At 45.2% G+C, this 19070-nt stretch carries 21 protein-coding genes and 1 pseudogene; 1 reads left to right on the top strand and 21 read right to left on the bottom strand.

Annotated elements, in window-relative coordinates; genetic code table 11:
- Positions 1–9: 9 nt before the first annotated feature.
- The 14 genes and pseudogenes from BUA79_RS12525 to BUA79_RS07395 form a co-directional block, all read right to left on the bottom strand.
- On the bottom strand, positions 10–171 hold the full coding sequence (locus BUA79_RS12525; RefSeq protein WP_178138557.1) for a hypothetical protein: 162 nt from the start codon (positions 169–171) through the stop codon (positions 10–12).
- A gap of 16 nt (positions 172–187) precedes the next feature.
- Positions 188–553 (bottom strand): annotated as a pseudogene (locus BUA79_RS12735) (NAD(+)--rifampin ADP-ribosyltransferase).
- Positions 554–933: 380 nt separating this feature from the next.
- Complete coding sequence (locus tag BUA79_RS07445; protein WP_073993762.1) at positions 934–1923, bottom strand: nucleotidyltransferase family protein; 990 nt, start codon at positions 1921–1923, stop codon at positions 934–936.
- A 73-nt stretch (positions 1924–1996) separates the two neighbouring features.
- The gene (gene uraA, locus BUA79_RS07440) at positions 1997–3271 is read right to left on the bottom strand and encodes a uracil permease (RefSeq protein ID WP_073993741.1); all 1275 of its coding nucleotides are present in this window, start codon (positions 3269–3271) and stop codon (positions 1997–1999) included.
- A 143-nt stretch (positions 3272–3414) separates the two neighbouring features.
- Positions 3415–3513 (bottom strand): CDGSH iron-sulfur domain-containing protein, encoded by a 99-nt coding sequence (locus BUA79_RS12975; protein WP_242941664.1) that lies wholly within the window; start codon positions 3511–3513, stop codon positions 3415–3417.
- 255 nt (positions 3514–3768) lie between these two features.
- Complete coding sequence (locus BUA79_RS12520; RefSeq protein WP_207647328.1) at positions 3769–3966, bottom strand: hypothetical protein; 198 nt, start codon at positions 3964–3966, stop codon at positions 3769–3771.
- Between the two features lie 112 nt (positions 3967–4078).
- Complete coding sequence (locus BUA79_RS07430; RefSeq protein ID WP_073993740.1) at positions 4079–4384, bottom strand: hypothetical protein; 306 nt, start codon at positions 4382–4384, stop codon at positions 4079–4081.
- A gap of 141 nt (positions 4385–4525) precedes the next feature.
- Positions 4526–5917: a 23S rRNA (uracil(1939)-C(5))-methyltransferase RlmD gene (gene rlmD, locus BUA79_RS07425; protein ID WP_073993739.1), complete on the bottom strand. Its 1392-nt coding sequence runs from the start codon at positions 5915–5917 to the stop codon at positions 4526–4528.
- 56 nt (positions 5918–5973) lie between these two features.
- A complete protein-coding gene (locus BUA79_RS07420) occupies positions 5974–6222 on the bottom strand; it encodes a hypothetical protein (protein WP_073993738.1) in 249 nt (82 codons plus the stop codon).
- 64 nt (positions 6223–6286) lie between these two features.
- On the bottom strand, positions 6287–8509 hold the full coding sequence (locus tag BUA79_RS07415) for an ATP-dependent helicase (protein ID WP_073993737.1): 2223 nt from the start codon (positions 8507–8509) through the stop codon (positions 6287–6289).
- Positions 8510–8537: 28 nt separating this feature from the next.
- The gene (locus BUA79_RS07410) at positions 8538–9503 is read right to left on the bottom strand and encodes an SPFH domain-containing protein (protein WP_073993736.1); all 966 of its coding nucleotides are present in this window, start codon (positions 9501–9503) and stop codon (positions 8538–8540) included.
- Positions 9504–9584: 81 nt separating this feature from the next.
- The gene (locus tag BUA79_RS07405; RefSeq protein WP_073993735.1) at positions 9585–10265 is read right to left on the bottom strand and encodes a PspA/IM30 family protein; all 681 of its coding nucleotides are present in this window, start codon (positions 10263–10265) and stop codon (positions 9585–9587) included.
- 81 nt (positions 10266–10346) lie between these two features.
- Positions 10347–10649 carry a YerC/YecD family TrpR-related protein gene (locus BUA79_RS07400; RefSeq protein ID WP_073993734.1) on the bottom strand — a complete coding sequence of 101 codons (303 nt, stop codon included), beginning with the start codon at positions 10647–10649 and terminating at the stop codon, positions 10347–10349.
- Between the two features lie 61 nt (positions 10650–10710).
- A complete protein-coding gene (locus BUA79_RS07395) occupies positions 10711–11439 on the bottom strand; it encodes a phosphatase (RefSeq protein WP_073993733.1) in 729 nt (242 codons plus the stop codon).
- Positions 11440–11600: 161 nt separating this feature from the next.
- Here BUA79_RS07395 and BUA79_RS07390 point away from each other — a divergent pair, with 161 nt between their 5' ends.
- The gene (locus BUA79_RS07390) at positions 11601–11801 is read left to right on the top strand and encodes a cold-shock protein (protein WP_073993732.1); all 201 of its coding nucleotides are present in this window, start codon (positions 11601–11603) and stop codon (positions 11799–11801) included.
- 111 nt (positions 11802–11912) lie between these two features.
- Here BUA79_RS07390 and hslO read toward each other — a convergent pair whose 3' ends face one another.
- From hslO to purC, 7 genes are read right to left on the bottom strand one after another with little or no spacing between them, the layout of a single operon-like run.
- Positions 11913–12788, bottom strand: coding sequence for an Hsp33 family molecular chaperone HslO (gene hslO / locus BUA79_RS07385; RefSeq protein WP_073993731.1), 876 nt, complete (start codon positions 12786–12788; stop codon positions 11913–11915).
- Positions 12785–13633 (bottom strand): class I SAM-dependent DNA methyltransferase, encoded by an 849-nt coding sequence (locus BUA79_RS07380; protein WP_242941663.1) that lies wholly within the window; start codon positions 13631–13633, stop codon positions 12785–12787. Before BUA79_RS07380 ends, hslO begins: the two co-directional genes overlap by 4 nt.
- Entirely contained in the window at positions 13551–14063 is a 513-nt protein-coding gene (locus BUA79_RS07375) for an SEC-C metal-binding domain-containing protein (protein WP_073993729.1), read from the bottom strand. Before BUA79_RS07375 ends, BUA79_RS07380 begins: the two co-directional genes overlap by 83 nt.
- 18 nt (positions 14064–14081) lie before the next feature.
- Positions 14082–15359, bottom strand: coding sequence for an adenylosuccinate synthase (locus BUA79_RS07370; RefSeq protein WP_073993728.1), 1278 nt, complete (start codon positions 15357–15359; stop codon positions 14082–14084).
- Positions 15360–15389: 30 nt separating this feature from the next.
- Positions 15390–16820: an adenylosuccinate lyase gene (purB, locus tag BUA79_RS07365; protein ID WP_073993727.1), complete on the bottom strand. Its 1431-nt coding sequence runs from the start codon at positions 16818–16820 to the stop codon at positions 15390–15392.
- A gap of 19 nt (positions 16821–16839) precedes the next feature.
- The gene (purF, locus tag BUA79_RS07360; protein WP_073993761.1) at positions 16840–18285 is read right to left on the bottom strand and encodes an amidophosphoribosyltransferase; all 1446 of its coding nucleotides are present in this window, start codon (positions 18283–18285) and stop codon (positions 16840–16842) included.
- A gap of 4 nt (positions 18286–18289) precedes the next feature.
- Positions 18290–18994: a phosphoribosylaminoimidazolesuccinocarboxamide synthase gene (gene purC, locus BUA79_RS07355; protein ID WP_073993726.1), complete on the bottom strand. Its 705-nt coding sequence runs from the start codon at positions 18992–18994 to the stop codon at positions 18290–18292.
- Positions 18995–19070: the final 76 nt, after the last annotated feature.

Genomic DNA, 19070 nt, shown 5'->3' with positions numbered 1-19070 from the left:
TTTTCACATCTACTGTGAAATTTTATTTGTTCTTGTTGAATCAATTCCTATATTCTTATTCATCTTCTCTACTTTGCCAGATCCAACCTTTTTTTCGTTTTGCAAGAAACCGCCTTTCGACTTTTTCTCTTCTAAAAGTTTCTTCAATTTTTCAATATCTTTCATCGACATTTTTGTATTCCTCCTTTCAAATATTGATCTGTTTGACAAGTACCTGCCAGCGATATGAGTGTGTCAGATTGCCTGGAAATTTCTTATCTGTAACATTAGGGTCGTTTTCAAATTCCCTTGTCGGTTCTACAATATAAACTCATTCCCTTCCATCTCCTTTTGCTAACGCAGCCGCAATCCCCGAACCATTAATAAGGGATGTGAAATATATGTGGTTCATTTTGAGGTCAGGTCTGTAATTCGAGTCCTCCTTTGCCGTCAGCAGATCACCAACCTGCAAATCTGCTTTTGTCCCATGATAAAAGAGACCTTTGTCAGATGGAGGAACGTTATACGAATTTGATAATTCATAATTCTTTTTGGCCTTGTCTAAATCGCACAACTCCTCATAGCATTCGGCAATCTTTAAATATAACGATGGGAATGCACTCTTAACGGTATCATCATTTATTTTTAACGCGAATTGCAAAGATGCTTCCAGCCATTTTAGCTTGCCAGCATCCCTATGTTTACTTCTTTAATTTTTCATCGTAAATCTCATTTATAATTGTACCATTGATGAACATTTCTGTCATTCGGCTTTTCCTGATTCAAAATCAGAAATATCTTTTCCTTCATAATCTTGGGTATGATGATTTTATCGTAAAAATACAAGCACGCACGGCGGCGGTTGGATATGCCGGCGGCATGCCTGCAACTGGATGTCAGACTTCGTGTTTAACATTCAATGCTGCCTTATTCTACCCCAATGTTGCTCAGCAATTAATCAATAAGGTCATTTTGGAATCTCGAAAGATGTTCGTACGGAAGAATAAGTCTTCCACGGTAGAGGCCACACCCATCGTTGACAAGGGAATTATTCACTGCTGAAAACATATTTACATCTATTTTTGATAATTCAAGTTGCTGCAACAGGATACCTCTTTCATAAGCATCATCAAAATAGATATTTTCACCTTTTGGGATTGCGTCTCGTTTAGCTCTTTCACTTTCCTGTTGCTTTTCGTAACCCAAATGATTGGCAGGACCAATTTCGGCAAAATCGTCCATTTCTTTTGTTCGAAGCTGTACTTCCACATAACAGCGGGCAATGTTATCATAAAACGTTATATGCAGCGAACGATAGCCACTATTCTCCGGATTTGCAACATAATCCCTATAGTATAGGCTTACGCTCTCTCTTAACAAAGGCGATTTTTTCTGACCCGTATAAGAAGACAGCTCTGCTGTAAATCCGCGTTCCTCAAGGAAACCAAGCAACTTGTTAGCAATACCATACAGATGTTTATTTTCTTCATCCACGCAAATCTCTCCTTCTATTAGATGACATTTGGGAAGAGAAATCACGATCCTGTATGCAATCAGGTCCCGAAAACAGTTTAAATAGTTTTTCAGTTCAGGAAGAGACGGGTAATTGCCGTGTTCAATATAATACTCATAAATATATTCTACGATGTGTCCGTTAAACTTTGCTTCCGCTCGTATCAGAGATTTAATGCGGCCCTTAAAAGTAAATGCAAGAAAAGGATATTCATTTGCCATAAGTTTATAGAATTCCCGAATCCGCTGAGACTGCGAAGTCAGGAATTCGTTGTGCTGCAAAAGTTCCGCAATTTGAAGCACAAAATTACAGTGCAAAAGATCTATCTGATTATGAGTTTCTTCCGCCGACTGTTTCAAATCCTCAGCATATCTCTGTAATATTTTAAGAACGGTATCGCCTGAATATAAATAATCGTTTAATTTTTTCACAGATGCGCGTTCCTTTTCCATTATATTTTTTACAACGTCTACCTTTGAAAGCAACATAATATCCTAGCTGTAATTATTGGTCGTTGGACAAACCGGCCTTATCAATAACATAGAAAACCAAGCTTAAAAGCATTCCCACTATGGTAGCAAGGCACATACCAGTAAGTCTTACTTCACCAATTTGAATAAAAGCACCTGAAAGACCGGTTACAAAAACAACTGCGGAAAGTGCAAGATTACGGCCTCTGCTGTAATCAACCTTTTTGTCGACCAGTAATCTAAGACCGGAAGCAGCAATCATTCCGTATAGCAGGAAGCTTACTCCTCCCATAACAGGACTTGGAATCGTTTGGATCAGTGCTGAGGCCTTGCCTATAAATGCTAATAAGATTGAAAATACAGCAGCTCCCCCTATGACCCATACACTATATACTCTTGTAATAGCCATTACTCCGATGTTTTCTCCATAGGTAGTTGTTGGTACTGATCCAAATAAACCGGAAAGGACGGTAGAAATACCATCACCCAGTAATGATCTATGAAGACCAGGATCTTTTATCAAATCTGCACCTACAATTTCACTTGTAACCACCTGGTGTCCGATATGTTCGGAAATAACAACCAAGGATGCCGGAATAATAATCATAATTGCTGAAAAATTAAATACCGGCGTTTGGAAATGAGGCATTGCGAACACAGAAGCCTCGCTTACAGCCGAAAAATCAACAAGTCCAAAGGCTAGAGACGCAACATACCCTATAATGATTGAGATCAGAATGGAGATTGCTGCCATAAAGCCCTTGAATAGGACCTGCCCGAATATTGCAACCAGCAACGTTATCGCAAACACAGCTACAAATCTCGGATTTATTGAGGTATAAGTATCATTAAGGATCAAACCCGCATTGTTTGCTGCTGTTCCGGATAACTCCAGACCTATCAGTGCAACGATTGGTCCCATAGCTGCAGGAGGCAGGAGGATATCGATCCAGCCGGTCCCGACGAATTTAATAATGCCTGCAACTAAACAGAATATAAGTCCTGTAACTACAAATCCTCCCAAAGCGTATCTGAATCCCATGTTCGGATTTGCAAGAATCAAAAATGTGGGCGAAAGAAAAGCGAAGCTGGAGCCTAAATAAGCCGGAGATTTGCCTTTTGTGACTAATATGAAGATCAGTGTTCCTATTCCATTCATCAGCAGAACTATTGCAGGATTTATTCCGAAAAGCCAAGGGACTAATACTGATGCGCTGAACATGGCGAAAGTGTGCTGAATGCTGAGAGGAATTCCTTTCGACAAAGGAACCCGTTCCCTTACTTGTATGATTTTACGTTGTTCTTTCATTTTTCCTCCTCATGTAAAATAATAGAATCAGGGTGCAATATAGTTACTGGATTCCTGCTCTATAATGTGGTGTGTTTTCTTTGCAGCATAACGACTGTCTTCGCAGCCAATGTAGTCTTTTTCAAACAATCAACTTTAATCCTTTATTTTTCTTCTAAATATTGTATTACAACGTGTGTTGCATCGCAAAAAGGCTGTTTTCTTGATTTACCACAGCGACACAATGCCACCCTATTTCTGATCTCATAGACTTGCCCATCTGCAGATTCGATAGGAATATTTCCTTTTTCAATTCATATTCCATTCCTCTGGGGGTGATTATATTTTCAGATAATGGCACATTTCCTGTGACAACATATGGACCATTCTTGATGATTTTAATTCTGCCTTTTATTGACATATTGATTAACTCCCTTCAATTGTGTTCATGACTACGGGGTCCCCCAAAACTGACCCAATATGGCAGGAAAAGATTTCCCCTGCTCGACTATGCTAAATTACTTTTCTTCCTTCTTTATTGACAAATTACTCTTGTTGACGATGGCTTGAAAAGAAGGATCGTCAGCATTAATTTCCCCTGCCAGAATAAAAGAATTTGTAGAGCCCTCTTCTAGAACGCTAATGGCATGTGCTGAAAGTTCTTTCATTTCTCCTTTGACTAAGGACAAACCTGTGTCACTTCCTCCTGATTTCAAAATAATTCTGTAACAATGTTGTAAGGGGAATTTATCATCTTGTATGCTACTGTTTAAACTCTACCTTTCTACTTTCAGGGGCGTTGTCATATTACCTCGTGGAACGATAGCATCAGATTGATGTCGGGCACGTGTTTTTCGTTTTCTCTATGAAGTGCTCCAACAGCATTAATTCGATTTCCAAATCGTCTCGCTTCGACTTACTCGAAAAGTATCCAATACAAGCTCCGACAACAGCATATAAAAAAACATTGGCCACATGAAGCAAAAGGCTGCCTAACACTACCGAATAGAATTCTCCAAGGAGCAATCCAATGAAACCACCAATAAATGCAGCTATCCCCATTTGCTCTAATCTGAAATTTTTTAATGCTTTTTTCTTTTTGTTAATAACCTTATCTAATAATTGATTTTGCATCTATTTTCACCTCGCAAAATAAGCAACCTCTGTTTTTTCATCATATTCGTTATAAACATCTAACCTGGCCACCCGTCAAGCACCGGAATACTGGGCTTCACACGTCTTCTTGGGCAAGCCTTGCATGAGACATTCGTATTCTTACTTCGTCGCTTCGCTCCTTGTTAGCATAACGACTGTCTCAACATGTACGGTCTGCGGGAACATGTCCACCGCACATGCTTTCACTACTTTGTACCCGGCTTCCTGCAGGGAATACATGTCTCTTTCCAGAGATGATGGCTTGCAGGATATGTATACGATGGTATCTGCGCCAAATTCCGCGATCTTTTCCAGCGCTTTGGGATGAACGCCATCCCTGGGAGGATCCAGGATAATCAGCTCCGGTTTGTCCTGCAGGTCGTCCATTACCTTCAGCACATCCCCGACGATGAATTCGCAGTTGTTCAGGTTGTTGCCTGCGGCATTAATGCGGGCCGCTTCCACGGCTTCTCCCACTATCTCCACGCCGACCGTCTTCTTCGCTATTGGAGCCAGCATCTGTGCGATTGTGCCAGTGCCGCTGTACAAATCAAAGATGACCTTGTCCTTTGTTTCTCCAGCATACTGTCTGGCCTTCCCGTAGAGGACCTCTGCCCCCAGGGAGTTTGTCTGGAAAAAGGAGAAAGCAGAGACTTTAAAATTAAGGCCCAGGATATTTTCCTGGATATAATCCCGCCCGAACAGACTGTCGGTCTGGTCGCTTTTGACCACATCCGCCATGCTGTCGTTGATAACGTGGGCTATCCCCACGATTGTTCCGTTTAAGGAGAGGGCCAAAAGGGCTTTTATCAGGCCTTCATAATCCGCAGCCGCTTCGTATACTGCATTTTCAGCCTCTCCGGAGGCCGTTACCAGATTAATCAGAATCTCTCCGGTAGTAGCCGCGCGGCGGACCAGGAGATGTCTGAGGTATCCTTCGTGACGCATTTTATGATAAAAAGGGATTTCTTTTCCGTCAAAATGGTTCAATACACATTTCAGGATTTCATTGAAGTCATTATCTACAATCCTGCAGTCCGTAATATTGACTATGTCGTGGAAGCTGTTTTTCCTATGAAGCCCCAGAGCCAGCGGGCCGTCCATGAATTCATCCCCAAAGGAGAACTCCATCTTGTTCCTGTATTCCCATTCCGAAGGGCTCGGAAGAATCCCTTCAAAAAGGTAATCCGGGCAGACACTGTCCAGAATTTCCTTTACCTGGGCGGATTTCATTTCCAGCTGATTCCCATAGGACAGGTCCTGATAGGAACAGCCCCCGCACTTTCCGAAGTGGATACAGGGAGCTTCGCGGTCCTGCAGCGGAGATTTCTCAAGGACTTCCATAAGCTTGCCTTCACACTGTCCGCTGCGTTTCCTTTTGATTGAGAACCTGATTTTCTGTCCTGCCAAAACTCCTTTTACCCTTATCTTGTTTCCATCTATTTCCATAAGGCCTTTGTTCGGGAACTCCGTCTTTATCACAAGGCCTTCGAATACATCACCTTTTTTCATGTTTCTCCATTCTAAATGAGGGTGTCTCAAGGAGACACCCTCATTTGGTATATCAATTATTCTTTTTCGTCTTCAAAAACATCATCATCGTAATCTGTCAGATCATCATCAAAATCGTCTTCGAAATCATCTTCTAAATCGAATTTAGGATTGAAATATCTGTATATCAGATATGCAATAACCCCCAGAGAGGCAGCTGCTGCAACAATGCCTAAGATTTTCACTGTGTTGTCCTGTTTCTTCTGTTTCCGGTTAATGAGTTCCCCAAGCTTGCTGGCACTTACTATCTCTTCAACTCTGCTCATGACATCCACTTCCTTTCCCAACTATTGCTATTAACAGTATACCATCATTTGTGTCATAATTCCATTAAATTTTCTGCAATTTTGCAAAAGAGGCGAAGAGTTTCTTGGTTCCGGCTTTTTGGAAATCCACCGTAACTTCGAAATCTTTTCCACCATCCAGAACTTCCATAACCTTTCCTTCCCCAAATTTCACATGCTTTACCGTATCTCCCACTCCATAGGAGAGTGCATCCGCCTTTTTGACTTCGAATTTTTTGGGATCATAGGATTTTTCAAGGAAAAACGGCTTCGCACTGGGGCGTCCCGGTGCCGATGCCAGGGAGCCTCTGCCTTTATAGCCCAGCATCCTGCCTTCCTTTATCTTCATGTCCAGCATATCCTCCGGAATTTCGGTCACGAACCTGGAAATGTTGTTCAGCTGGGTCTCGCCCCTGACCATACGCTGTCTCGCACAGGTAATGGTCAGGCTCCTCATGGCCCTGGTGAGCGCCACGTAGCACAGCCTTCTTTCCTCTTCCAGTTCATCCGGATCATCGGATCCGATGGACATGAATCCCGGGAAAAGGCCGTCTTCCATGCCCGTAAGGAATATCTTGGGATATTCCAGCCCTTTCGCATTATGGATTGTCATAAGGGGGACATAATCCGTATCGGTATCCAGGGAATCCAGGTTTGTCATCAGCATTGCATCGCTAAGAAATTCACTTAGGGCTTCGTCCGCTTTCCTCTCATCGAATTCGGCGGTCTTATTTATAAGCTCTTCCACGTTTTCAATTCTGGCCTGGGCTTCCTCAGTGTTTTCCAGTTTCAGCTCTGCCAGGTAACCGGTCTCATCTATGATTTCTTCCAAAAGGCCCCGCACCGTTACAGTGTCCAATTTGTCCCGAAGGCTGTGAATGAAATTCACAAAAGAATTGACCCGGCAGACGGTATTTTCCGCCAGCGGTATTTCCCTGCTTTTTGACAGTGCATCAAAAAAATCGTATTCATTCCGGATGGCGTAGTCCTGCACCTTGCTGATGGTTACATCGCCGATCCCGCGTTTGGGTACATTGATGATCCTCTTTACAGCAATATCATCCCGGCCATTGTCGACGGTCCGCAGATAAGCCAGCATGTCCTTGATTTCCCTTCGCTGGTAGAAATTGATTCCGTTGATTATTTTGTATGGAATCAGATCCCTGATCAATTTCTCCTCCAGGATACGCGACTGGGCGTTCGTCCGGTACAGCACCGCAATGTCGCTGTACTTGTATCCTTCATTTTCCACAAGCTCCCTGATATCCTTGGAAATGGATGCCGCTTCGTCATAAGCGGTTTCAAACTGGTTCAGGATAATCTTTTCCCCTTCTTCCTTCTGTGTCCACAGGGTCTTATCCTTCCTGCCTTCATTATGACGGATTACTTCGTTTGCCGCGTGCAGGATATTTTTGGTGGAGCGGTAGTTCTGTTCCAGCTTGATTACCTTTGCCTCAGGAAAAACCGTTTCAAAGCTTAGGATGTTCTGGATATTAGCTCCCCTGAATTTATAGATGGACTGATCGTCATCTCCGACAACGCAGAGATTCTTGTATTTTCCAGCCAACAGGCTTACCAGCTTGAACTGGGCCGTATTGGTATCCTGATATTCGTCCACCATGATATATCGCAGGCTTTCCTGGTAGAAGTCCCGCACATCTTCATTGGTTTCCAAAAGTTCTACCGTCTTGAAAATCAGGTCATCGAAATCCAGGGCATTGTTTTTATACAGCTGACTCTGGTACTCCTTATAAACCTCTACTATTTTCTGTTTGGAAAAATCTCCGCCGTGAATTTTGGCGAACTTTTCCGGACCGATCAGCTCATTCTTCGCCGATGATATGGCAGAAAGGAGAGATCGCTCTTTGTACAGTTTTGTATTGATATTTAGGTTCTTGCAGATTTCTTTCATCAGGGTCTTCTGGTCGTCGGTATCATAAATCACAAAATTGTTATCATATCCGAGTCTGCTGATAAACCGTCTGAGAATCCTCACACAGCTGGAATGAAATGTGGCCACCCAGACTTTCCCGGCCTCCTGGCCCGCCAGATTGTCCACCCTGTCCCGCATTTCTCCCGCTGCCTTGTTCGTGAATGTAATAGCCATGATATTTTCCGGCCTGGCAATGCCCTCCTCGATCAGGTAGGCTATCCTGTGGGTCAGGGCTCTGGTCTTTCCGGAACCGGCACCCGCCAGGATCAGCAGGGGGCCTTCCGTCGTAAACACAGCTTCTTTCTGGCTGTCATTCAGTGAATCATATATGCTCATCTTATATTCTACCAATCCTTTATGTTTGTTATACTAGTTTCTGTCCGCAGTTGGAGCAGAATTTGGCTCCGTTTGTCTTGAATCCGCAGTTCGGGCAGAATTTGGGGGACTGTGCAGTCTCCTTCACATCTTCAGCATTGGCATCTTCTTTCATCTGGTTCACCATCTGCTGTCCCATTGCCATTCCCATCTGCAGCCCCACCATATCGGAAGCAGCCGAAGCACCTGCCCCTTTTCCTTCCGACATGGCATCCGCAAGGCCCACGTCCCTGTATCTTCCAACATCTCCCACCATACTCTGTCCTGCCACCTTTTCCTGCATCCTCTGTATTTCCTCCGGATAAGAAAAGCTGGAGATATTAAAGGCAGTGATGGCGATTCCGATTTTGCGCATCTCCATATCCAGGTCTTCCTTAATGCCCTGGGAAATCTCAAAGGAGTTGGCCTGGAGATTGAACATATCTTTTCCTTCGCTGGCAATCCACTTCATCAGAAGCTGGTCCAGCATCGGGATAACCCTGTCCTTCACATCCTCCACCATGAACTGCTGTTTGATTCCGGCAATCTTGTCCATGAGGATTCCATAATCGTCAATCTTGCAGGCAAAAGTTCCAAAAGCCCGGATCGGCATCCCGCCCGGCAGGTTCATCTGGGGCATGGGTATATTGACCGCATTCTTGGTTCCCCATTTTATGGCAAATTCCTTGGTGTTTACGAACAGTACTTCAACCCTCACCCCGCTGTTGAATCCGAACTTGAATCCCTTCAGCGTGGAGAGAAAAGGAATAATCTGGGACTCTATGTCGAAGCTTCCTTCGTCTTTGAAGATTCCCTCGATTTTTCCATTATAAAAGAATATGGCATCCTGTCCGCGGCGCAGAATCAGACGGCTGCCCTTCTTGATTTCATCGTTATTCCATTTGTAGAACATGACATCATCCCGATACTCCTGCCACTCTACCACATTCGAAAATTCTTTGCTGAACAATCCCATACTTTTCACCCTCCGCTTCATTTTATGAACAAAAAAGGGTGCCTGTCATAACACGGACACCCTAAAAATTCTCTTGCAGGCTTATTCCCCCAACTTGGCTTTCAGTGCAGCAAGTTCATCTTCAACATCGACTGTCTGCATAGTATCATATTTTTTAGCCAGATCACCCACATCATCTTTTGCTGCTGATTCGTTCAGCTCAGTCATAGCGTTTGCCTGGTCCAAAAGCCGGTCTGCCTTTGCTTCCATTTTATCGAAAGCAGACATGGTTCCCTGTACTCCGGCGACACTGGAGCCCATCTGGTTAATTCTTTCCTGGGTCTTGGCCACCGCTATCTTCGCCTTGACAGAATCCTTGCGGGCATTCAGCGATCCTATATCTGCAACAAGCTTATCATGCATCTGGCGCATCTTGGCGGCATTTCCTGCAGCCGCTTCGTATATGTGTTTTAAGGATGTCTCCTGGTCTGTCTGTAGTTTCTTTTTGCTCAGGAATTGTCTTGCATCATCATCATTCCCGGCCTTGACTGCTTTTTCTGCGTAGTCCTGCATTCTCTGCACTTCTGCGGAGCATTCGTCAAGCTCTCTCTTGGCCCGCGTCTCTTCTGCCATAACTGCGGCGGTTTCGGCTTTAACCTTACCCAGATCGCTTTCCAAGTCCCTCAGGTACTGGTCGATTATTTTTGATGGATCTTCCATTGTGTCCAGCAGTGCGTTGATGTTTGAAGACATGATATCCTTGAACCTCGACAATATTCCCATTTATACAACCTCCTTAAATAAAAATATATGTGACTTCTCCCCTGATTATACTACACGCAGAAGCAGATGTCACAATAATTGTTATTTTTCATCAATATGAGGGTACAATCTCGAAAACACCAGATCATATCCGTCGTTTCCGTAATTTAGGGAACGGTTCACCCTGCTGATGGTTGCCGTTGATGCACCCGTGGTCTCCGCAATATCGATATAGGTCCTTTTCTCTCGAAGCATTTTGGCTACTTCATATCTCTGGGCAAAAGAAAGGATTTCATTGATGGTACATACATCCTCAAAAAATTTATAGCATTCCTCTTTGTCCTCTAATGTCAGCACTGCCTCAAACAGATGATCGACGGCGGTCGTTCTAATGCTTTTCCCCATGTAATTTACCTCTCCTTGCATCTTCAGAATTATATTGAGAAAATTTTAGCATATTAAAGTCCTAAAGTCCAGACTTTTTGTACTTATGGACCATCTTCCTAAAACGGTCCGGATTCCCGTTTAAGAGCAGTTCTTCCGGAAAATCCGCTTCCTTCAGAAACTCCTGCACATAGGAATATTCCGCAACATCCGTAGAAAAATGAGCATCGCTACTGATGAGTATTTCCACACCACAGCGGGCACTGAGCTTCAATATCTCCATGTTGTTTTCCCAGGCATTGATTCGGAATCCGCCCGGTTTGAGAGACCCATTGTTCAGCTCCAGGGGTTTCCCGTACTCTTTGGCAGCTTTGACCACAGCTTCATAATCCAATGGAAAATGTCCGTCATCCGGATGTCCAATTATGTCAATCAAAGGATTTTTGATAGCGCCGATCAAAGCAGCCGTATTCTGCTCCCTGCTGCCGATTGCGATACAAACATTATGCAGGCTTGCTATGGTGATATCCATCTCCCTGATGATATCACCCCTGAGATCCGTGCCGCCTTTGTAGTCAATGATATTCAGTTCGGCACCCAGAAGAACTTCCATACCGAATACTTTTCGGTCTATGGACCTGAGATTATTGAAGTAAATATCCTGACAGCTTCCGGCCATTGCCGGCCCATGTTCGGTTATTCCCAAAATCTCCAGGTTTTTACCACGTGCCGCACTGACCATTTCGAGAATCGTATTGTATGCATGTCCGCTTGCCAGGGTGTGTGTATGTGCATCTATCAAAAATTCCATTTATTGCCTCATTTCATTATTGTTCATTTAACGGCTTCTTTAATGTTGGTAATTTCACACAAAAAAACGTCTAAATCGTTGACATATATAGTAATATATGCTAATCTAAAAAAAGTTGCATAGGGGCAACTGATAATTTCATTTTTTTGGAGGTATAGATTATGAGCAAAGGTACAGTAAAGTGGTTCAACAACCAAAAAGGTTACGGATTCATTAGCGACGAGGATGGAAATGACGTTTTTGTTCACTACTCAGGACTCAACATGGACGGCTTCAAAGCATTAGATGAAGGCGCTTCCGTTGAATTCGACATTGTTAACGGTGCAAAAGGCCCTCAGGCTACAAACGTAACGAAATTATAATCATGACTAAATGGTGTGCCTTTTTCTTAAAATAGAAAAGCAAATTATTTACCACCTGATTAAAACTGGGAACTGTCCGATTCGGACGGTTCCTTTTTTGATGGGATTTTCTCAGGCGCGGCCTTCCAGGATTTCCGTCAGTTCAGCCGGACTGAAGGAATATTTTTCACTGCAGAAATGGCAGTTGACTTCCACGTCTTCTTCGTCGATCATCTCCTGCAGATCCTTTCTGCCTAATCCAGCCAGAACCCCCCGTACCCGGTCCCTTGAGCAGTTGCAGAAAAATCTGACAGGCATTCTTTCATTTATCTCCAGACCGAAGTCTCCCAGAAGAAATTCCAGGATGTTTTCACAGGTCATTCCCTGCTCCAGCATTTCAGTAACGGAAGACATTCCCGACAGCTTGCTCTCCAGGGCTGCAATGATTTCTTCTGTTGCGCCCGGCATAAGCTGCACTATGAATCCGCCCGCCTGCTGTACTGTATTTTCCAGGGTCATATGCACACCCAGACCTACCGATGAAGGCGTCTGCTCCGATGTGGCAAAATAATAGGTAAGATCTTCCGCTATCTCTCCGGATATCAGGTCCACCCGGCTCGAATACGGATCCTTCAGTCCCAGATCCATTATGACATTCAAATAACCCAGGCCAACGGCTCCGGCAACATCCAGTTTTCCGTCCAGCCGCCCGGGAATCAGGACTTCCGGTTCAAATGCATAGCCCTTCACGTTGCCCCTCGGGTCCGCCGTTACAACCATTCCCTGCATCGGCCCGTCCCCGCGAATCTGCAGCGTCAGGAGATCGTTCTCCCCCTTCATCATGCTTCCCATCATGGCTCCGGCCGTAAGGAGCCGTCCAAGCGCCGCCGTCACTACCGGGCTTGAATTATGGGTCTGCCGGGCATGCTCAACCGTATCCCTGGTAGTCGCTGCAAACGCACGGATCATGCCATCGGCGGCGGTTGCCCTGATTAAATAATCACTCATTCTTTTACCTCTTTTTTGCACTCTCCGGCAATATAGCAGATACGTCCGCTAAGGCTGTCCGGTTCGGCATTTTTATAATCCTCGCAGGAGGACTGATAGGCAAGACCGGCTTCTATCAATGCGGCCCTGACTTCTTCTTCCGTATAAGCCCTCTCAACGTGTGTCTCATCGTATTTATCATATTTTCCTGCCTCATCCCTGATGAAAAGAGTCAGGTCATAACGGTTCAGACTGCTTTCCGGGTCAAAGTCATTTTCCCAGATAAAGCTGCACTCATCCCGGTTTTCCGCAATTACGTCATCTGCAATCTCTTCATATTCCGCAGGAGTGGTCATATCGAATATAAACACACCCCCCGGATCCAGATAATTGCTGACCAGGAAGAAGGTACGGACCAGTTCCTCTTTCTCCAGAATATAATTCAGGGCATCGCAGACACTGACAACCGCCCGGACCGTACCGTACAGTTCAAATTCCCTCATATCCTGGCACAGGTACAGAATCTCATTTCCCGACTCTGCTGCCTTGGCAGAGGCCACCGCAAGCATTTCCGCCGAGGAATCTACGCCGATTACGTCATATCCGGCTCCGGCAAGGATCTCCGACATTATTCCCGTCCCGCAGCCGAGATCAAGAATCAGTCCATCATCGATGCCGCGTTTCTTTAATTCTGACACGATAAATTTCCCCCACGCATCGTAGGGGATATTATCCATGAAAATATCATAAACTGCTGAAAGATAGGTATAGGACTCCATATAACTATTTTCCGCAGCAGCTTTTGTATTTCTTACCGCTTCCACATGGGCAGGGCTCATTTCTTCCGACTTTTTTGCCCTTGACAACTGTATGGGCTTTCTTCTGCTCCAGGTACAGGTCTTTCAGCTTTTCTTCCGGAAAGATGAATTTCCATTCTTCCAGACCGTACAGCCAGTCTGCTTTGGCTTCAATCATATTCCTGAAAAGCAGCTCCTTATCAAAAGCCAGGGACACTTTCGTATCTTCCTCCATGGTCTCGATAGGATTCTTCTCCTTCAGGCTGTCATTGATTCCATCCAGAAAGCCTGCCATAATAAGCAGATTCTCGCCGAATTTTTCTGCGAGCTCTTTCACGGTTCCTTCAACAGCTGTATCCGGGTCCGCAAGAAGCTGCTGGTAAATCCCTTTTTCTCTCTGAAAATAATCCGCCCAGAAAAGAGAGCTCTGCTGCTCTGACTGGTGTGACTCATATGCCAAGTTCCTCCACTGCTCAAGCAGTGCTGTTTTTTCGCTCATATTAAAACCGTCCTTCAATTAATGTTTGTAAATGATGTCTTCCCTTCCAGGTCCGTTTGACACCATGGTAACAGGTACTTCCAGCTGTCTCTCAATAAATTCGATGTATTTTCTGCAGTTCTCAGGAAGCTCCTCGTAATTGCGGATTCCCCTGATTTCTTGCTTCCATCCCGGAAGCATTTCATATACTGGCTTTGCTTTGGCAAGCTTTGTGGTAACCGGGAAGTCCTTTGCCACTACGCCTTCGATTTCGTATCCTACACAAACCGGAAGCTCATCCAGATATCCAAGAACATCCAGAACCGTGAGGGCAACAGAAGTAGCTCCCTGAATACGGCATCCATAACGGGATGCAACCGCATCAAACCAGCCCATACGTCTTGGCCTTCCGGTTGTGGCTCCATATTCGCCGCCGTCTCCACCGCGTCTTCTCAGTTCATCCGCTTCATCTCCAAAGATTTCGCTCACGAATTCACCGCCGCCGACTGCACTGGAATATGCTTTGACGACAGCAATGATTTCTTTGATTTCATAAGGAGGGATTCCTGCCCCGACTGTGCCGTATCCGGCAAGAGTGGAGGAGGAAGTAACCATCGGATAGATTCCATGATCTGTATCTTTCAGCGCCCCCAGCTGGCCTTCCAGGAGAATGTTTTTACCCTCCTTCAGGGCCCGGAAAAGATACGCCGAAACATCCGTTACATATGGCGCTACCATATCTCTGTATTCCATCAGTTCCTCAAATACCTGATTTTCATCCAGCTGAGGCTTATGGTAAAGATGCTCCAGAAGGATGTTCTTGTATTCGCAGATTCCCTTGACTTTTTCGCGTAAAGCTTCGCCATCGAACAGTTCGCTGACCTGAATGCCGATTTTCGCGTATTTATCCGAGTAAAAAGGTGCTATGCCAGATTTTGTGGAGCCGAAAGATTTTCCTCCCAGACGTTCCTCCTCATATGTATCAAAAGCCATATGGTAAGGCATAAGGATCTGCGCCCTGTCGGATACCAGAATCTTTGGAGTCGGAACGCCTTTTTCTTCGAGGCTCTTAACCTCCTTCACAAGAAATGGGATGTTCAGTGCAACTCCGTTCCCGATGACGCTTGTGGTATGGTTGTAAAACACACCGGATGGAAGAAGATGCAGGGCGAATTTACCATATTCGTTGATGATTGTATGGCCGGCATTGCTTCCTCCCTGATATCTTATAATAATATCGGATTCCTTTGCCAGCATGTCGGTAATCTTCCCTTTACCCTCATCACCCCAGTTTGCTCCAACTATTGCTCTTACCATGTTGTTTCCTCCTTAAATGTTGCATTTTATCTAAACAGAGATTTCAGCCGTCATCCCCAGAAATTCTTTGTTTGCTTCCAGAATCGGGTTGATTACCTCTTCCAGAAATTCTTCCGTCTGTCTTCCTGCACATCCGGTATATTTGGCAGGATCCATTGTTTGTTTCAGTTCCTCTATCGTCAGGTTGAAAGCAGGATCCGCCGCAATCAGTTCCAGCAGGTTGTTATCCATTCCGTTTTCCTTGACATTTCGTCCGGCTTCCATGGAAAGGGTTCTGATTTTTTCGTGGAGTTCCTGTCTGTCGCCGCCGGCTTTTACCGCATCCATCATGATGTTCTCGGTTGCCATGAATGGAAGCTCCGTCATCAGGTGTTTTTCAATGACCTTAGGATACACAACCAGACCGTCTACAATGTTCAGATACAGATCCAGCACTCCGTCCACCGCCAGAAAGGCTTCCGGTACGCTGATTCTTTTGTTGGCCGAATCATCCAGGGTTCTCTCAAACCACTGGGTTGCGGCGGTAATGGCAGGATTCAGGGCATCTGCAATTACATAGTTTGCAAGAGAGGCTATCCTCTCGCTGCGCATTGGATTGCGCTTATATGCCATGGCAGAGGATCCGATCTGGTTCTTCTCGAAGGGTTCCTCTATTTCCTTTAAATGCTGCAAAAGCCTGATGTCATTGGAAAATTTATGTGCGCTTGCGGCAATTCCTGCAAGTACATTCAAAACGCCCATGTCCACTTTTCTGGAGTAGGTCTGTCCTGATACGGGATAACAGCCTTTAAATCCCATTTTTTCAGCAATTTTATGGTCTACTTCCTTCACCTTTTCGTAATCTCCGTCAAAGAGCTCCAAAAAGCTTGCCTGGGTCCCGGTGGTACCTTTCGAGCCGAGCAGACGCATATTCTCCAGCCTGAATTCCAGTTCATCCAGATCCAGCTTCAGCTCCATCATCCAGAGAGTTGCCCTTTTGCCTACCGTTGTAGGCTGGGCCGGCTGGAAGTGCGTATAGCCCAAGGTTGGCAGATTCTTATATTCACTGGCAAATTTCGCCAGCTCATCCAATACGTTGATAATCTTTCTGCGAACCAGCTTCAGGCCTTCGGTCATGATGATAATGTCCGTATTGTCCCCCACAAAGCAGGAAGTGGCCCCCAGATGTATGATTCCCTTAGCGTCGGGACATTGCGTTCCGTACGCATAGACATGAGCCATGACGTCATGCCTTACAAGCTTTTCCCTCTCCCGGGCCACGTCATAGTTGATATCTTCCTGATGTTCCTTTAATTGGGCAATCTGTTCCGCAGTGATATTCAGTCCGAGTTCTCTCTCGGACTCTGCCAGTGCGATCCACAATTTCCTCCAGGTCTTAAACTTCATGTCCGGAGAAAAGATATACTGCATCTCCCTGCTAGCATATCTTTCGGCCAGAGGGCTCTGATATCTGTCTGTCATATTACTTTCCTCCTAATGATTATTCCTGGAATTCTCCCCGGATATCTTCTTCCGGAGGATTCAGCGGGTATGTTCCCGTGAAGCAGCCCATACAGATTGAAAGCCCTCCCGCAATCTGCGGAAGCCTCTCAAGTTCCAGATAGCCAAGGGAATCTGCCCCCAGGATCTGTCTGATTTCCTCGATGGAATGGTTATAGGCAATCAGCTGCTTGCGTTCCGGTACGTCGGTTCCAAAAAAGCATTCATATAAGAACGGCGGCGAACTGATCCGGACGTGTACTTCCGTGGCACCCGCTTCCTTTAGCATCGTAATAATACGGTCGCTGGTGGTTCCGCGGACAATGGAATCATCAATCATGATAATTCTTTTTCCCCGGACCGCCTCAGCTAAAACGTTCAGCTTGACACGGACGCTGGATTCCCTGCTTTTCTGTCCGGGTTTGATGAAGGTCCTCCCTACGTAGCTGTTTTTTACAAAAGCCGTTCCATAAGGAATCCCTGACTGCATGGAATATCCCAGGGCAGCTGCGTTTCCCGATTCAGGCACGCCTACCACCAGGTCGGCTTCCACTGGGTGGTCAATGGCCAGATATTTTCCGGCCATCAGCCTGGACTGGTACACCGATATACCGTCTATCACGCTGTCCGGACGGGCAAAATAAATATATTCAAACACGCATCTGCCCGTCTTGTGTCCCGAGAGGCAGGCGGACGTATCAGAATGAATTCCATCTTTATCAATTGTAACGATTTCACCTGGCAGAACGTCCCTGACAAATTCGGCGCCTACCGTATCCAGTGCACAGGACTCAGAGGTAATGATGTATTCATTATCCCTCTTTCCGATGCAGAGAGGCTTAAACCCAAAAGGATCTCTTGCCCCCACCAGCTTTCTGGGACTCATGACTATCAGCGAATATGCTCCTTTGATTTTGTCCATCGTAAGACGTATCGCTTCCTCAACCGTTCCGCATTTCAGCCTTTCCCTGGCTATGATATACGCGACCACCTCAGAATCAATGGTTGTCTGGAAAATAGCTCCCGTACGGGCAAGTTCCTCCCGCAGCTCAGGCGTATTGATCAGATTTCCGTTGTGGGCCAGTGCCAGGGTGCCTTTTATGTAATGCAGAACCAGCGGCTGTGCATTCTCACGGGTGGAACCGCCTGCCGTCGAATACCGCACGTGTCCCACTCCCAGATTTCCCTTCAGTTTGTCCAGCGCTTCCGAGCTGAACACTTCATTCACAAGACCCATCCCCTTGTAGGAATCCACCTTTGCCTTCGGAGCGTTCGTATCGCATACCGCGATGCCGCAGCTTTCCTGTCCCCTGTGCTGCAGGGCAAAAAGGCCGTAATAAATCGTGGAAGCGACTTCATTCCCATCATAACTGTAGATGCCGAAGACCCCGCATTCCTCGTGGAGCCTGTCATCTTCTATGCCACTGCAAAATTTTTTTTCTTCCATATTATTATAATCCCAATCTGGCGAAAACTTCGTCATAAGCTTCTTCTACATTGCCCATATCTCTTCTGAATCTGTCTTTGTCCAGTTTCTCTTTTGTCTTCGAATCCCAAAGCCTGCAGGTATCTGGGGAAATCTCATCTGCCAGGATAATATCTCCTTTATAGCGTCCAAATTCCACCTTGAAGTCGATCAGGTCAATGCCTGCCTGCGCGAAATACTTTAAAAGGAAATCATTTATCTTAAATACGAGTTCCGTAATCTTATCAATCTCTTCCCGGGTTGCAAGTCCAAGTGCCAGAGCAAAGTAATCATTGATTAGCGGATCTCCCAGTTCATCGTTCTTATAGCTGAATTCAAGAGTCGGGCTGATCAGTTTTCTTCCTTCTTCGATTCCCAGTCTTTTGGAAAAGCTTCCGGCTGCCACATTTCTGACGATTACTTCCAGGGGCACGATCTCAACTTTTTTAACGACAGTCCTTCTGGAATCCAGTTCTTCTATAAAATGTGTCGGGATTCCTTCTTTTTCCAACAGCTGAAAAATATGATTGGTCATCCTGTTGTTGATGGAGCCTTTCCCCTCGATAGTCCCTTTTTTCAGTCCGTTGAATGCCGTAGCGTCATCCTTATAATCCACCACCAAAACGTCTTCATCATCCGTTTTATAAACCTTTTTGGCTTTGCCTTCATATAATAAGTCCAGTATTTTCAAAATGAGCACCTGCTTTCCTAATTTTTAATCCCATGTGACCGATAATCAGCCGATTAAATTATAATACAACATCTAT

The organism is Parasporobacterium paucivorans DSM 15970, assembly GCF_900141895.1.
GTDB lineage: Bacteria > Bacillota > Clostridia > Lachnospirales > Lachnospiraceae > Parasporobacterium > Parasporobacterium paucivorans.
Note: the sequence above shows the minus strand (reverse complement) of the source record. Positions and strands in the feature narration are given on the sequence as shown.